Source organism: Candidatus Leptofilum sp. (assembly GCF_965223285.1).
GTDB lineage: Bacteria > Chloroflexota > Anaerolineae > Promineifilales > Promineifilaceae > Leptofilum.
Genome location: NZ_OZ244997.1, coordinates 96,783 through 112,964 on the forward strand (window position 1 = coordinate 96,783; position 16,182 = coordinate 112,964).

The following is a 16,182-nucleotide window of genomic DNA, read 5'->3' on the forward strand; positions in this document are numbered from 1 at the left end:
AAATTTGTGTTCTCGATAAAGTACGGCCGAAACGACTGTACCCAAAATTTATTTTGTGACGCCATCCCGCATAGGTTTTTACGCTGTTCACAAAAACAGACAGCACAAAACATTGCGGGGGTCTTTCCTAAACTGTGTCTAACTAGGGCGATGGCTCGTAAGGAGTTCTTCGTACAAAAGTTGGAATCAGGCAGGGTTGGCAAGCGTTGTTACTTATTAATCACGAAGCAAAGAATAGCATAGTCGAATAAGATTGTCATTAAATTGGCAATTTTCTCATTTTTTAGGGCAACCTAGGCCACAAAAAAGCGACCTGCCAGCAAGACAGGTCGCCAAAGAGTCATTCAATTGTAACGGTCTGGTTCAGCTTAACGGTTATATAAACGGCCGTCTCCGTCCTTTTCTACCCATACACACGGGTCATCCATGTGGGTGCATTGGTAGCCAGCCGAACATTTGCGGTCTAAAACGCGATACTCTTCGCCACCTTTATTCATCAACCCAACCGGGTAAACGCGCTTCTCAAAAAGCTCAACCTCGCCATTCACAAAACTGCAATTCTTGGTGCCCAGTTTAATCCATTCAGCTTTTGCCATTTGTTCACTTCCTTTTCCACACATTACAAAGCTACTGCAATCTGTGAGGCAGTGTAAAAAAAACGGCCGTTCTTCAACAGTGAAGAACGGCACGCACAGGTTCGATCAATGTCACACAAACCAAACTACATCTGTAGGTAGATTTTCCACTCTTCGGGAATACTGCCGGAGGCAACCAGGTAATCTACACGGGGCGTTTTCGGTTCCCAACGCATCTGCATCCCTGCCTCATGGGGGAGCCGATTGCCTTTACGGTTGTTACAAGGGGAGCAAGCACAGGCGGTATTGGTCCAGGAATTACGGCCGTTGCGGCTTTTGGGCACAATATGGTCTACAGAAAAATCGGCGTGGCGCAGAATACGGCCGTTTTTCCGATTGCCAGGCTGCACACCGCAATAAATACAAGTGTAGCTGTCGCGGCGCATCACGGCCCGACGGCTCCAGGAAGCACCCCGTTTGGGCACATTCACATACCGCCGCAGACGCAGCACGGTAGGGATTTCCAAGGTCGTTGCCGCGCCGGATAGGGCCACAACTTCTTCAGAAACCGCATCTACCACTTCACGCAGTAGCAAAGACAACGCACGCCGTTTTGGAATCACTGCCAGGGGTTCGTAGCTTGCATTCAAGAGCAGGACTGCAACCATGTTCTTCTCCTTGCAATTGACCGATCCGCAAAATCGATCAAGCCCGTAAAACCTGCAAAACCTTTTTATGTAAACAATGAAAAGCCTGATCTTACTCGCAACTTCTCATGAATTTAGCAGTTGTCATCTTGCGCATTGGCTAAATTTTTCACAATTGACCTGCCAAATTCGGGCGAATTTTACCATAAAGTACCAAAAATGCGGTTAACTGATTGTTAAGGTCGCAAAACAAAAAGGCGTGGCACGTGCAAGAATTACACGCGCCACGCCTACAGGAGGGTGGGGAGCTTAACCGATTTGTTTAGACTAAGGGCTGCCAGGTGGTGGCACACACAGCAAAGTGCTCTTTTCCTTTTGGCTCAAATTTAGAAAGGTCGCTGGCCAAAATAACCACATCCACACCATAAGAATCTGCATAATGAGAAATGGTATCATCATTGTAGCCAACGGCCGTATTAATGGAAAGAGACACCTCGCCAAACCGCTGCGCATGTGCCCGAAACCCCCGCAATGCAGAAAATAACAGCTCTCGGTCAAATTTGTTGTCTTCACAAACAACCAAAAGCACCAACTCCATCTTGATTTTTGCGGCAAAATCCAAGACGGATGTCACAACCATATCGGTGAGGTTCTCATATTGAACAGGCAACAAAATTCGTCGCACTTCGGTTGGATAACTTCGTGGCCGCTGCCAGGTATTTGGAGTAACTGGCAAATAATGCCAAGCAGATTCTGTCGTTGCCGCTGGAGAAAACGATCTTATCATTACAGGCACCTCCCGAGCTAAAGTTATATGTTATACTGAACCAGAAACCAATGTTGGACGCGCTATGGTGAATACATCTTCCGATTTGTGAGGCTTAGCAGAGCCATTATCTGCTAAAATTGACCTTACGAAAAACCTTACAGTAACGTTAAGTCTAAAATATTCTGACCGCCAGCACAAGGGTCATAGGCATTGTGTACTATTTTTAGAGCAAACTTCTAACCATTATCCAAGCAAATGAGGAGGCGATCATGGGCAAAGAAAGTACGATACCGGAAACGGCCGTTTCCAAACCAAAATCCATCCTGCGCAAGAACGGCAAGCTCAAAACGGCATTTTATGAAAAAGAGCTAACCCGCCTGCAAGAAGAACTTATCAAATTGCAGTACTGGGTACAAGATAAAGGGTTGCGCGTGGTCATCTTGTTTGAAGGGCGGGATGCAGCCGGTAAGGGCGGCGTCATCAAACGCATCACGGAACGGATGAATCCCCGCATTGGTCGCATCGTGGCCTTGGGCACACCGAGCGACCGCGAAAAAACCCAATGGTGGTTTCAGCGGTATGTGGCCCAATTGCCTGCCGGCGGCGAGATTGTGCTGTTTGACCGCAGTTGGTACAACCGCGCGCTGGTTGAGCGCGTGATGGGCTTTTGCACCGACCATCAATATCAGGAATTTTTACGCTCCTGCCCCCAATTTGAACGGATGTTGGTTCGCTCTGGCATTACAGTGCTGAAATATTGGTTCTCTGTAAGCGATGAAGAGCAGGAACGCCGCTTCCAATCGCGCCTTTCAACTCCCGTTAAGCGATGGAAGCTCAGCCCAATGGACGTCGAGTCGCGCAATCGCTGGGTTGAATATTCCCGTGCCAAAGACGCTATGTTCGACCACACCGATATCAAGCAATGCCCGTGGTATGTAGTGCCCTCAGACGACAAGAAACGCGCCCGGCTTAACTGCATCAACCACATCCTCAGCTCCATCAACTATGAAGACATCACCCCACCCACCATTGAGCTACCACCTCGTAAAAAAGAGTCTGGCTATATCCGGCCCCCAATGAACGAGCAAACCTTTGTGCCGGATCTGTACCCCACGCAAGAGACAGATTAACAGTTGCTGTAAAAGGTGGAGAACGGCCGTACAACGCTATAAGCTCAAAGTGAGTGGAATCGTAAACAGTTCCTCGGAAAGCTTCTGTCTGAAACTGTCTCCCAAAAGCAGCTTCCGGGGAACCTTCACCTAAACGCAAGCTATGTCAATCGTTACAATATTGGTTCTCATCCTCATGTTTGTTGCCCCCACCATTTCGGTCATGGCACTCATGCTTCAGTCCGCCGACAAATCACCAACAAGCCGACAGCACAGTCGAGTGACGAATAGTGTGATGTTGTTGTTTTCAATTGGCATTCACTTGTTGGGAGCGCGGGGCCTTATGGGGAATTATCTCAATCTCAGTGGCAGCGGTCTTCTCATCACCATAATGATTACCACCGTTGTTACCTTACTTTTGGGATGGGGCTTGGGGCTGCTGGTGCAAGACCTTCGGCAAACCAATACCTAGCTCTCCGGCCATGACCAAGCGCACACGCCGCCGCTGGCTGCTGCTGGCCGGTATTCTCTTCATGTTTCTTTGCCTGGGCGGGATGGCTTACCTAATCACCAGCTTTCCACTCCTGGGCAGCACGGCCGTTTCCAACCCCCCCATCATTTGGCGCAGCCTCCCCACCCCCAGCGTCACCCATCCGGACTTCATTAGCTACAGCAACACCGAAAAAGTGAACGCCATTGTTCAGCGGGACGGACTACTTTGGGCAGCTAGCGACGGTGGCCTGCTAGTTTGGCAAGAAAGCAACCCCAGCCAAATCGTTAAATTTGCCAGCGAACACGGCCTAGCTGAAAACCGTACGACCAGCGCGGCTGTCGGCAACGACGGCTCCATTTGGGTCGGCACCGCAGCGGCAGGCGTTAGCCAGTACAACGGGGTGACGTGGCAAACTTTTACCAGCGAAGATGGCTTGCCCAGCAACAACGTGCGCGATTTAGCTGTGGGCGCAGACGGTACGATTTGGGTAGCTACATCTGAAGGGATTGGCCGATACGACGGCCGTCGCTGGTTTAGCTACACCCGCAGTCGCACCCTGCTGCAACTGCCCAGCAACAATGTGTCTAGCCTGGCGGTAGGACCGAACGGCCTCACAATTTATGCTGGAACCGCAGAAGGTGTGGTGCAATTTAACGGCCGTTCCTGGGAAAGTCTGGCGCAAGTTGGCAGTGAAGCAGTGAACACGGTGCAGGACGTGGCCGTGTCGCCAGACGGCCGTCTGTGGGCGACCTCACAAGCCGGATTAAGCATCTACGACGGCAGCCGCTGGCAGCTATTCACCACGGCCGACGGCCTGGCCAGCGAAGATGTTCGCACCGTTACCGCCAATGCAGATGGCCGCGTCTGGCTAGGCTACGGTGAGCAAGGGCTTGGCCTGACTCGGTTTGACCTGAGCAATGGCATTCCGATGGCAACGGCCGTTTCTTCACCCAACGACCAGATTTTTGTCATTTACGCCAATGGCAGCGATCTGTGGCTGGGCAGTGCCGCTGGCCTTCTGCGCCAGGATGCTGCTGGTGAGTGGCAAACAATTACCCCACCCAGCGACATCCCCGCCAATGAGCTTGTTGATCTGCTCGTTGCCAACGGACAACCGTGGCTGGGATCAGCATCTGGGGTAAGCCGCTTCAACGGCACAAATTGGGAAGGGGTCGATGGCTTGCCAGAAACGCCTGCACTGAGCAAAGTCGCAGTGGCCGTTTCCAGCCTAAACCAGGACAGCAGCGGCCAAATCTGGGCAACCTTTGCCAGCGTGGGGCAAGGCGCTGCCATATTCAACCCCAATGGTGATAGTTGGCAAACGGTAAGCTGCCCCGTCAGCGGCCCAGCCTCCCCCAACGTGCGCCAAATCATGCAGACGGCTGACGGCCTGCTCTGGTTTGCCACCGAGGCTGGCGTAGCCACATTTGATACGCAAACACAGCGATGGAACCTGCTGACGGAAGAAAACGGGTTGCCGAGCAGCCAAATCCGAGCCCTGGCGTTGCATCCCGACAGCACCGTGTGGGTGGGCACCAGTGCAGGGCTGGCGGTGAGCGTGAACGGCCGTTTCACCACCCAACTCAGCGATGACATCCGTGAACTTGCCATCGGGCCAAATGGCACCGTTTGGTTTATCACGTCAGATGCCGTCTGGCGCATTCGCGGTGACCAAACCGAGATTTTGCGGTCGCCGCCCGTCAGCCAGGTGTACGACGTGCTGGCAACGGCAGAAGGATTTTGGCTGGCGGCAGATGAAGGGGTGGCTTTTTTTAACGGAGCGCAGGGGGCAAACGGCCGTTGGGTACGGTTCAGCAGCGGCACAGAGTTACCCGGCAATCGCGCCACCGCGCTGGGCGTCGCCGCCGACGGCACCGTGTGGGCCAGCAGCGAAAATCTGCCGGATGGGCCTGGCTTGAGCAGTGGCCGCTACGGCAGCTACACCATCCCCCACAACTACCTGAGCTTTTTTAACGGCCAACATTGGCAAGCCACGCTGCGACCTGCCGTCAATGGCCTGATCCATCCCATCATCACCAGCGTTGTTACTGTCGCAGACGGCGACGTTTGGCTGGCAAGTTTGGGCGGCATCAGCCGATTTGATGGAGAAAGTTGGCAAAACTTCACCACGCTCGACGGCCTGCCTGCCGACGAGGTGTATGAGCTTCTTACCGTGGGCAACGCAATCTGGGCGGTAACCAAAGAGGGCATCATCCAGTTCAATCCGGCTAGCCAAAGCTGGAAATCGTTTGCCGCCGTGGGTGATTGGTCTAATTACGAATCGGCGCATCTGGCGACCGATGGCCATGGCACTGTCTGGGCTGGCAGCGGTACGGAACTACACCGCTACAATGGACAAAGTTGGCAACCCATTGCCATTGATTTACCTGACCCAGACGTTAACGTGCGTGATTTTGTGGTGGATGCAGACGGCCGTCTCATCCTCACGGCCCACCTGCAAACCCCAAGTACAGAGCAGCATTTCCTGGCCGAATTTGACGGCCAGACGTGGACGTGGCATGAGGTCACGCTCCCTAGCAACGGCCAATCTTCACCGTTTTCACGCCTGTGGCTGGCACCAAACGGCCGTCTGTGGGCGAGCAATGAAAACAGCTTGTGGCGGTTTAACCTGCCGGACGGCAATTTCAATCAGCCCAGCCAATACCCAGAACTCATTCGGGCCATCACCGACATGACCTTTTTGCCCAATGGCAAGCCGGTGGTCGCCACTCGCTTTGCCTCGGCCCCGCTCTTGTTAGAGCCAGACGGTGCCATTCCGCTGGAGCAACCGCTGGCCGCCACGGATTTGTTCGCCGTACATGCAGATGAAAACGGCCGTCTCTGGCTGGGCAGCAATCGGGGAGCAGCGCGCCAGCTGGACGATGGCACCTGGCAAGCAATCCCGCTCACCGAGGCCGAATTAGCAGAAACCACCTCCACGCTCACCGTACAGCTAGACGGCAACCTACTGCTGGGCGGGACGTTTGGCACCATCTTGCGCTGGGATGGGGAAGCCACGGCAATTGTGAGCAACGCCACTGGCGGGGACGCCGCACCGATCAGCAGCCTGTTTACCGCTGCTGACGGCACGCTGTGGCGCAGTAGTTTCGGTAGCAGCGTCGCCCGTTTAGACGGCAACCGTTGGCTACCATATCCGGCCAATCCACCCATCTACAACGAGCGCGTGTGGGAAGCGGCCGTTTCTGACCCCACCACCCTTTGGCTAGCCACCGCTGAGAACTTGGTTTCTATCACCACCGTGGGGGAGCGCACCGTTTGCCAACTGGTGACGGATCAGTTTCCGGCAGCGGCTGGGCTGACGGCTGATTTTTCTGGGCAGCTTTGGTTTGTCTCGGAGCGGATTGTGCAGCGGGGGAATGCGGCTGGGTTTGAGGTGTTGGGAACGTTGGCTTTGCCGGTAACGGCCGTTGCCCCCGATGGCACCACCTGGTACGTCACCCAAACCGATGTGGTGCGGGTGCAGGGGAATCAGCGGCTGCCCATCGCCTACGGGTTGGCGTACGACACGATTACGGCACTGGCCATCGCCCCGGATGGCGCGGTGTGGCTGGGCACGACGGCTGGCATTGTCGTTTTGCAGGGAGGGCAGTCCCGAATGATTACCGCCGCTGACGGGCTGGCGGGCAATCAAATAACCCACTTGGCCATCGCAGCAGACGGCTCTGCCTGGGTGGGGACGTTGGGCGGGGTGAGTTGGATACGGCCGTAAGACAAGCAAGTAAACGTTGTGGGAAATTGCAGCAGCTACTCAGTCTGATGTCTTTGACCGAGCCATTTCTTAAAGGAGGCGGCACTTTCACTCGATTTCTTGCCAATCAGTAATCCTTCAATACCAATATCTTCATCCAAATCTGGCCAGTGGATACCTCTTCCGGCACCACTGATTTGGAAATTGGCTCGTTCTTTTGGGGTCCCATAAGCAAGACGAGGAAACCAGCCAATGGGCACAGAAATAGTGCGGCCGTCTTCCAAATCAACAGTCAAAGTATCATCAGATATTTTAACTTCAACTGCCTTCGGCGAAGCCGCCATCACAGAAGTCATCCCATTCATCACGTAACCTCATTATATTTTGTCTCGCAATTCGCTCAATATCTCGTAACTCTTTACGACTGTACCCATAATTTGTGGCTAATGAAACATCGGGATCAAGCCAAAATTTTGCACTTCTGTTATCTCGATCAACGTGCATATGTCGTGGCTCATCACAATCATAAGAATAGAAGTAAAAACGATAAGGTCCAATTCTTAATACTGTTGGCATATGAATTTCTCTACCTGATGTACGGTTCAGTTTAGCATAGGAAGTGTGCCTAAGTAAAACATCTCGTTCAAAACTGAGAATACTATTGTGATGATACCGTCGAATCGTCGCGGACACTGAGGCGGCGGACGTAGTTAACCAGGTGCCACGCTTGTTCATCGGTGAACTGTTCGCCAAAGGCAGGCATGGCCGTTTCTTCAATTCCTTCCAAAATCCAGTAGAAAAGGTCCCCGTCGGTGTGAGTGGCGGTGTGTCCCGCAGCAAAATCGGCTGGCGGCGGCGACAAGCTGAGTGCCGTAGGGCCATCCCCACGCCCTTCTGCGCCGTGACAGGCAATGCAGTTTTCGTTAAACAACTCCTGCCCAACGGCGATAGATTCCACATCTGGCAAGATGGGATTGGTAGCAAATTTGGCGGGCGTATACTCCTCGTTGAAGAAGGTGAACAACTGTGAGCCACCCAACCAGAAACAAAGCAAGCTAATTGCTAACAATGCCACCAGTTGCCCTTCGTTTTTGGCGGCGCGCACGCCTACAAAACCCCAAAACAGGGCAAAAAGCACAATGCCTGCGCCGGTTGCGCCGTTGCCCGTGCGGTTCATAAATTTGGCGAAGGATTCTAACGGCCGTATCCCACTATCTAGCTCCCGAATATTGCCCCCCACGCCTGCTTCCAGCCGGTAGGCGGCAAAGGTATCAAACGTACCGGGGCGACGAATGGAGACTTCGACCTGCCAGGTACCAATGAGGCTGATGTAGCTGCCTTCCAGACGGTAACGGCCGTTGCCCAACGATTCCGCCTCACCCGTAGACGAACCGATGGATTGCCCCAAAAATGTGTAGCGCACCGATACTGCTTCTGCATCCGCCACCGGATCGCCATTTTCATCAGTAATGAGGATGTCAAAGCGGTTATTTCCCACCAACGCTGGCTCAATTTGCATCTCCACCTGCAAATCTTCGGCCGATTGCGTGACTGTGGCCTGGCCGGGCGCGTCCGCCAGCAGAGGCGCATCCACACCGCGCTGCAAATCGGTGAGTACGCCCGCCGCCGCCAAAATGAGCAGCGCGATGACCATTTCTACCCAAACCAGGCGACCAAAGCCGCGCAGCACGCGAGGGGCACGATCACTTTCTGGTGCTTCATATGCAACACTGAGGCGTCGCTTCACGAACAGCAAATTGATTCCGGCAATCATCAAAGTTAGCAAAGCCAAGCCGATTTTGCCCACCAGCATCAAACCATAGGCCGTGCCAACCAGCTCGGTCCAGCCGCCTACATGCTTGGCCGCCAAATAGCCACCGCTGGTTAGCAACAAGCCCACGGAAATGGCCGCAATGGCCGAAAAGTTAATCATCAAGCTCAAGTTAAGCCAGGCGCGGGGTTCATTGCCCAGGGAACGGGCTTGCCACAGTGAAATCGCCAAAAAGAGCAGGCCCCCAACCCAGATGGTGCCTGCCAAAACGTGTACCCAATCTATCAAGACAGCCTGGACCGTCTCATCGGTAAGGGCAGCACTGTGGCTTATGAGTGAAACCGTGAGTGAGAGTCCAATAGCCAACAGAAAGCCGAGCCACCATTCCCAACCGCGCAGCTCTTTACGGCCGTTTTTCACATTCACAAACAGGCTCAAATTGAAGTGAGACAGTGCCAACAAAAGGAAGCGGATCAACCACATGGTGCCGAAGCGTGTGCTAATCCAGCTTTGCATGTTGGCCGTTTGCAGTAAGTTATAAACGCGATTTTGATCAATAAAGATGACGACCAGCCCCAGCCCAACCAGGACAATGCCCATAATGCCCATGCGAATGCCAATTTGAGCCAGCTTCAGGTCCAGTGCTTCTTCCTCTGCTTCCAAATCAACGTCAGCTACGATAGGGTTCCAGACCAGCAGGCGGAAGGCAAACAAGCCCATCAGCAGCGCGATACCGGTGAGGGTGAGCCAACGGGCTGCGGCACTAAGCGGTGACAATTGGGCGATGACGGTACTTTCAGTGGCAACGGCCGTTGCCGCCACGCCAAATCCAAAGGCAAAGGTTCCGCTGGTGGTGTGTCCATCTACGGTAGAAAGCACCTGCCAGCTTACCAGATAAGCCCCTTGATCTAGATCAGGCAAAGAGACGGCAGCGGTACGGCCGTTGGCATCAATCAGTTGCAGCGGCCCGGTTTCAACCGCCTCTCCGCCCTGCGTCAGCAAATCGATCCGGCTCAGATTGGCCACAATCGGCTCGTTGAATTGGATAATCAAATTTTCAGGCAGCTCATCCAAAAGCGCATTGGGAGCCGGATTAGAAAATTCTGGCACGGCGTGGGCAAAAACAGGCTGTACCCAAAGCCAAAGCAGACCAGCAAGTAACAAAATAGGTAGAAAACGGCGGAGCTTCATCATAGGATATTGAAAAGCGATAAGTAAAAGCGAATTATTTACTTTTTACTTATCGCCATTTGTAAAAGATTACTCTTCAACAACGATGGTTACAGAATCACCATCTGCGTACTCTTCATGCGTGTCGATGGACATGAACACAGAGACCTCATGCTCACCAGGGTCTAAGCCGGGCAAAGCCTGGTCGGTGTTGCCCCCCATCACCATGCCAAAGGAGACGCCATCCACATACACATGCCAATGGTTCCCATCTTCACCTAGCACAAAATTGTCCACTTCTACTTCAATCAACACCTGATCAAGCGTGTTAAAAGTCGCGCCCTCCTCTGGGGAAATGATTGAAATGGTTGCCCCTCCTTCGTTGGGAATGCGGTCTGGCTTGTCTTCGTGATCATGACTGGCGTCGTCCATCTCTTCCATAGATTCACCGTCGGCATCAGGCTCAGGGTCACCCGCGCCAGAACAAGCTACCAGAACAAAACCGGCAAAAAGCAATCCAATCAACAGCCACGTACGAATGAGGGTGTTTTTATTTAGCATAATATTTCCTTGAAACGTCGGGCCAGCACAATCTTTGATCTTGCTGGCAACTATTTGAGTTTGTTTTTATTTTAGGCAGATTTGGGCGCAACGGCCGTTCCCTCAAAAATCTCTCATTAGCCAGAACGACGACGCAGCAGCCCAACCAAACCAAGCAAAATGCCAGCCAGCCCTGCTCCACTACCCACAAAAGACCAGGTTCGGGCAGTTTGCAGCTCAGCCTCAAGCTGCGTCACCTGCTCTTGCAAGGCGATGGTGTCCGGCAGCGGCTGCGGAAAATGTAACGTGCTGGCAGGTAGCACCTCTTCGGGATCGACCGTCGCGTCTACCTCGGCGTTGGGCAAACTGCCAAACAGCCGCACGGTGTAAGCACCCCGTACGGTGGGGAAAAGCGTCGCCGTATACAAGCCCGGCGTCTCGGTGGGATTCATGTTCACCCGCCAGGTTCGTCCTGCATACAGCACTTCTAAATCCAGCGTCGCTTCGGCCCCGGCCACCGGCTGCTTCTCTTCGGTCACTTCAATGGTTAGTGCATTCCGCTCGCCAACGATGGGTGGCTCTTGCAGCCACCCCACCACAATAGCATATGGACCGACTTCAACCCGGGTGTGTGCCAGAGCAGTGCCACTGGTTTGGGTTAAGGTGAGCAGGGCCAGAAAAACGGCCGTTCCCCACAAAACGATTTTCCGAACTTGGTGGGCAAGTTGCGTTGTCATAGATTATTTCCTGTTTATGTAAACTGTTTGCACTATCTTCTTATTGGGTTCATGATAATCGGCAGCAATCCCAGTTTCAACTGTCTCTCATCTGCAATCATCTGCTGCCCAAGTGGGAATACAGAAAAGCTCTAATTCCCGCTGAGCTTGTCTAACAGGCTTGAAGGAAATCAGGCAAAATGAGGAGGTGGTGTGGGAGGGGGTTCAGAAAACAACAAGGGCTGCTGCCAATGGAGCCGCCAAGGGTAAAAAGAACTTCGGCTAGCCGCCAGCAAAAAGGCCGCTGTCACCAAAAAAGCAAGCGAAAAATAGTTTACCAGGGTGACAACGACCGCATTTGTTATATCAAATTGTTGCGGCATCTCATCAACAGTCATTGCCTGTTGTGGGGCAGGCTGCACTGGCACCAAGCAGACGCAAGTGTACACGCCTGCCGGAGTCACCCCCAGGTACGCTAAAAACAAAACAACAAAGATGAGACGAGAACGCAGCATAAAATAACAGAGGCTTATGGCAGCGGGACGCCAACACCCTGCACACAGGCACCACCCAGTTCAGGGGTTGTTGGCCCAAGCCGGTACCGCTCAATAAAATCTTCAATACGGCCGTCATCTGCCGAATCAACCTCAAGCTGAAAACCCCAGGCCGTTACAATAACCGGGCTTCGCTGCCCTTCATACGGGCTAAGCAACAAAAATGATTGGCTACGTGCCACCTCAGCCAATTGCGCCACATCATCTGCCGGTAAATCAGGCTGGTAAGTAATCCAAACCGCCCCATGCTCCATCGAATGCACTGCGTTCCCCGCATCAATTGGTTCCGCATAGATGCCACAATTTTGCCAAATGCCAAAATGCTCACCACCGGCTGGCGGCACTTCTAATCCATCAAACACCAATGTATCATCATGCCCCCGCGCCGGACGTGGAAACTGCACAACGCCTTCAATTGGCCGATCTGGCCGTACATTGAGGAACACAATAATTGCCAGGCCCACCACGCCCACCAAAGCCATACCCAAAATGATCAAGTTTCTACGATTGCTAAACATCCTCTGCTCCAAAAAATAAGAATCTACCCGAAAAGCCACAGGCCTGTGCTGAGCAAAATCGAAGTAGGAAAAAGAGAAATCAGAGAATAAAACCGCGCCTCAAAAATCTCTGTGTGCTCTGTGGCCAATAAATAATTGAACAGATAGTAGTAATAGTAAGTTCAACTACCCAATTGGTGTTCCTATGCCCCCAGAACAGCTTGCGCCAGACTCTGGTCCGCGCACCTGCTGGTAACGGTCGATGAATTCGGCAACACGGGCATCATCTGCCGAATCTACCGCTAGCTGCCTATCCCAAACGGTTAGCACAATGGGGCTGGTTTGGTCGGGGTACGGATTCAGTAGCATGTAAGGATCACCGCTGGCTATTGCCTGCAAGGCCACTACCTGGTCGGTAGGTAAATCAGGATTGTACGTTATCCACACGGCGCCATGCTCCATAGAATGAATGGCATATTGACCAGAAACCGGCGTGTCGTAAATGCCGCAATTTTGCCAAACAGAAGCATGAGGTCCACCCATTGGGGGCAGCCCACCAAAGGAGATTTCCAAGCTATCATCATGTTGATTGGACGCCGCAGCTTCTACGACCGTTGTCCCCTCCACCTCAGGACGCGTTGCCCGGTAAATAAGCAGGCCAATGAGAGCAACAACCACAACCCCAATTGGCACCCACAGCCGCAACGCTTTCATGCGCTTCTCACGCGCCACCTGTTCCCGCCGAATTTCCCGTTTACTCCGCTTTCGCCCAGATGATGATTTGCTCACGTTTTTTCTCCAAGTGGTTTTGTTGAATCGGCCACAATTATCCTCAGGATCATTGATCTATCAATAATGTTCATGAATGTTCATGTTCGTCTCAGGCTACATTAGCTTTTTGGAAATAAAAACCACCAGGTCATGAACCTGGCGGCTGTTACACCTGTAGTTTATTATCTACGGCCTATTGGCCATAGCCTGTTGCTCATGAGAAATTTACACCTGCAAACGTCGCAATCTTAGCGCATTTGTAACCACGCTGATGCTGGAAAAAGCCATCGCGCCAGCAGCCAAAATGGGGTGCAACTGCTTCAAAAAGTCCGGTGCCCAGGCAAACGGAGCCAAAATACCCGCTGCCACAGGAATGAGAACCGTGTTGTAACCAAATGCCCAAACCAGATTTTCGCGAATGTTGCGCATCGTTGCCTTGGACAAGTGAATGGCCTGCGGCACGCTGCGCAAATCGCCGCGCATCAGGGTGACATCGGCCGTTTCCATGGCAACATCGGTGCCAGTACCAATGGCCAACCCCACGTCTGCCTGAGCCAAAGCGGGGGCATCGTTGATGCCATCTCCAACCATGCCAACGCTGTATCCTTCTTCTTGTAGCTGCTTCACATAGCTCACTTTGTCACCCGGCAACACCTCGGCAAAGACGCGGTCGATGCCCACTTCGGCCGCAATGGCATTGGCCGTTGCCTGGTTATCGCCCGTCATCATCACAACGGTGAGGCCACGCGCTTTCATCGCTTCTACAGCCTCTTTGGAACCTTCCTTAATGATGTCAGCCACGCCAATGACGGCACTGGCTTGACCATCAACGGCCAGCCACATGGCGGTTTTGGCTTCGTCTTGCAACGCCTGGGCTTTGGCTTCTAGCCCGTTGAGGTGGACACCCTCACGCTGCATCAGCCGCAAATTGCCGAGGAGAACGGAACGGCCGTTTACCTCCGCCGCGACCCCATGACCAGCAATGCCAGAAAAATTGGTGGGCTCGTCCAAGGGCAGCCCTTTTTCTTGCGCCGCCCGCACAATTGCCTCACCAAGCGGATGCTCCGAGCCACGCTCTGCGCTGGCAGCTAGCTGCAACCAGTGATCAGTAGACCGGTTATCGGTAATCAGTGAATCGGTTGCTACTGACTGTTCACCGATTACTGAATACTGATTACTGATTACGATATCCGTAACAGTTGGTTCGCCGCGCGTAATTGTGCCGGTTTTATCCAAAACGATGGCGTTGAGCTTTTGCACTTGCTCTAGCGCGGTGCTACTTTTGAACAAAATGCCCTTCTCGGCTCCCTTGCCCATGCCCACCATAATGGAGGTTGGCGTGGCCAGCCCCATGGCACACGGACAGGCGATGACGAGTACGGCCGTCAGCCGAATCAGTGCCGGAACAAAACCGGCATCGCTAAACAGCCAAATCACAAAAGTCAGGATAGCGACGCCAATTACAAACGGTACAAAGTAAGCAGCCACCTGGTCTACCACCCGCTGGATTGGGGCTTTGCTGCCCTGCGCTTGCTCAACCAGCTTGATGATTTGCGCCAGGGCGGTCTCTTTGCCAACTTTGGTCGCTTCAAATTTGAGCAGGCCCTGCTTGTTCAGCGTGGCCCCAATCAGTTCATCCCCTGGTTCTTTGCTTACAGGCAAAGATTCTCCGGTGAGCATGGATTCGTCTACGGCAGAACGGCCGTCTACCACCACGCCATCCACCGGAATTTTTTCACCCGGTCGGACAATAACCACATCACCCTGCACCACTTCCGCAATCGGAATGTCCAACTCTTGGCCCTGCCGCACCACGCGGGCGGTTTTAGCCTGCAAGCCCATGAGCTGCTTAATCGCCTCACTCGTCCGCCCTTTGGCGCGCGCCTCTAGCAGCTTACCCAGCACAATCAGGGTGATAATCACCGCAGATGTTTCAAAGTAAACGTGATCGCCCAGCGCAGTGCTGTTCCAGAAGGTTTGGGCCAGCAAGATGGCTACGCTGTAAAAGTAAGCTACCGAGGAACCCATTGCCACCAACACATCCATGTTGGCACTGCCGTTGCGCAAACTTTTGTACGCGCCAACATAATAATCCCAGCCCACATAAAACTGAACGGGTGTGGCCAAAACCAAAAAGAGCCAGTTAACCCAAGTGGCATGTGCCCAATGCCCAATGAGGCCAAAATCACGGCTCATGCTGAACAGAAAGAGCGGCAACGAGAAAATAACACCGACCAGAAGCCTTGTTTTTTGGTGCTGAATTTCGGCCTCGCGGGCGGCGGCCTCAGCATCTTCCAAATCGTCGTCGCTGGCAGATTCCACCACGTCGTACCCGGCGCGGCGCACAGCGGCCACCATTTCGGCTCGGCTTACCGTTCCGGGTGCGTAAGAAACGGCCGCTTTCTCACTGGCATAATTCACGCTGGCCGACAGCACGCCGTCCACCTTGTTTAAGGCACGCTCAATGTTGGCGGCGCAGTTGGCACAGGTCATCCCCAGCAGCGGCAGTTCGAGCTCGGCCGTGGGAATCTCATATCCAGCCCGTTTCACGCGCTCGATAACGGCCGTCGTCACCTCTTGCCCCTTCACCACCGCAGGATCGTAGCTAAAGGTCACTTTTTCGTTCGCGTAATTAACGATGGCGTTGGTGACGCCTTCCACTCTCTTTGAATTTCGCTCGACTGATGCCACACAGTTGGCACAGGTCATGCCCAACACGGGCAGCGTAATTTGTTTTTCTGTAGACACGATTCCATCCTTGCAGCTACAGAGAGCTAAGTGCCCATTCGCCAATTCCAAGCTGTGGAACAGCCACTATTCTGCGGATGGGCTTAAAGTAGCCGTTCAATCCCAAAACCATT

15 protein-coding genes are annotated in these 16,182 nt (G+C 53.3%); 3 read left to right on the forward strand and 12 right to left on the reverse strand.

What is annotated here, in order from left to right; genetic code table 11:
• Positions 1–368: 368 nt before the first annotated feature.
• The 3 genes from ACOQPU_RS00940 to ACOQPU_RS00950 form a co-directional block, all read right to left on the reverse strand.
• The gene (locus ACOQPU_RS00940) at positions 369–596 is read right to left on the reverse strand and encodes a hypothetical protein (protein WP_420643263.1); all 228 of its coding nucleotides are present in this window, start codon (positions 594–596) and stop codon (positions 369–371) included.
• A 125-nt stretch (positions 597–721) separates the two neighbouring features.
• Positions 722–1,243, reverse strand: a complete 522-nt coding sequence (locus tag ACOQPU_RS00945) for an HNH endonuclease (protein WP_420643264.1) — start codon at positions 1,241–1,243, stop codon at positions 722–724.
• A 301-nt stretch (positions 1,244–1,544) separates the two neighbouring features.
• The gene (locus ACOQPU_RS00950; RefSeq protein WP_420643265.1) at positions 1,545–2,009 is read right to left on the reverse strand and encodes a hypothetical protein; all 465 of its coding nucleotides are present in this window, start codon (positions 2,007–2,009) and stop codon (positions 1,545–1,547) included.
• 251 nt (positions 2,010–2,260) lie between these two features.
• On the opposite strand from ACOQPU_RS00950, the gene ppk2 reads away from it, so the two are divergent.
• The 3 genes from ppk2 (at position 2,261) to ACOQPU_RS00965 (ending at position 7,323) form a co-directional block, all read left to right on the forward strand.
• Complete coding sequence (ppk2, locus tag ACOQPU_RS00955; RefSeq protein ID WP_420643266.1) at positions 2,261–3,121, forward strand: polyphosphate kinase 2; 861 nt, start codon at positions 2,261–2,263, stop codon at positions 3,119–3,121.
• A 142-nt stretch (positions 3,122–3,263) separates the two neighbouring features.
• Positions 3,264–3,572, forward strand: coding sequence for a hypothetical protein (locus ACOQPU_RS00960; protein ID WP_420643267.1), 309 nt, complete (start codon positions 3,264–3,266; stop codon positions 3,570–3,572).
• 10 nt (positions 3,573–3,582) lie between these two features.
• The gene (locus tag ACOQPU_RS00965; protein ID WP_420643268.1) at positions 3,583–7,323 is read left to right on the forward strand and encodes a two-component regulator propeller domain-containing protein; all 3,741 of its coding nucleotides are present in this window, start codon (positions 3,583–3,585) and stop codon (positions 7,321–7,323) included.
• 35 nt (positions 7,324–7,358) lie between these two features.
• On the opposite strand, the gene ACOQPU_RS00970 is transcribed toward ACOQPU_RS00965, so the two are convergent.
• The 9 genes from ACOQPU_RS00970 to ACOQPU_RS01010 form a co-directional block, all read right to left on the reverse strand.
• On the reverse strand, positions 7,359–7,667 hold the full coding sequence (locus ACOQPU_RS00970) for a DUF2442 domain-containing protein (RefSeq protein WP_420643269.1): 309 nt from the start codon (positions 7,665–7,667) through the stop codon (positions 7,359–7,361).
• The gene (locus ACOQPU_RS00975; RefSeq protein WP_420643270.1) at positions 7,621–8,037 is read right to left on the reverse strand and encodes a DUF4160 domain-containing protein; all 417 of its coding nucleotides are present in this window, start codon (positions 8,035–8,037) and stop codon (positions 7,621–7,623) included. Before ACOQPU_RS00975 ends, ACOQPU_RS00970 begins: the two co-directional genes overlap by 47 nt.
• Positions 7,961–10,267, reverse strand: coding sequence for a CopD family protein (locus ACOQPU_RS00980; RefSeq protein ID WP_420643271.1), 2,307 nt, complete (start codon positions 10,265–10,267; stop codon positions 7,961–7,963). Before ACOQPU_RS00980 ends, ACOQPU_RS00975 begins: the two co-directional genes overlap by 77 nt.
• Positions 10,268–10,333: 66 nt before the next feature.
• Positions 10,334–10,804 carry a hypothetical protein gene (locus tag ACOQPU_RS00985; protein ID WP_420643272.1) on the reverse strand — a complete coding sequence of 157 codons (471 nt, stop codon included), beginning with the start codon at positions 10,802–10,804 and terminating at the stop codon, positions 10,334–10,336.
• A 116-nt stretch (positions 10,805–10,920) separates the two neighbouring features.
• Complete coding sequence (locus tag ACOQPU_RS00990) at positions 10,921–11,520, reverse strand: hypothetical protein (RefSeq protein ID WP_420643273.1); 600 nt, start codon at positions 11,518–11,520, stop codon at positions 10,921–10,923.
• A gap of 170 nt (positions 11,521–11,690) precedes the next feature.
• Complete coding sequence (locus ACOQPU_RS00995; RefSeq protein ID WP_420643274.1) at positions 11,691–12,014, reverse strand: hypothetical protein; 324 nt, start codon at positions 12,012–12,014, stop codon at positions 11,691–11,693.
• Between the two features lie 14 nt (positions 12,015–12,028).
• Positions 12,029–12,571 (reverse strand): DUF3105 domain-containing protein, encoded by a 543-nt coding sequence (locus ACOQPU_RS01000; RefSeq protein WP_420643275.1) that lies wholly within the window; start codon positions 12,569–12,571, stop codon positions 12,029–12,031.
• Between the two features lie 165 nt (positions 12,572–12,736).
• Positions 12,737–13,339, reverse strand: a complete 603-nt coding sequence (locus ACOQPU_RS01005; protein ID WP_420643276.1) for a DUF3105 domain-containing protein — start codon at positions 13,337–13,339, stop codon at positions 12,737–12,739.
• Between the two features lie 207 nt (positions 13,340–13,546).
• On the reverse strand, positions 13,547–16,069 hold the full coding sequence (locus ACOQPU_RS01010; RefSeq protein WP_420643277.1) for a heavy metal translocating P-type ATPase: 2,523 nt from the start codon (positions 16,067–16,069) through the stop codon (positions 13,547–13,549).
• Positions 16,070–16,182: the final 113 nt, after the last annotated feature.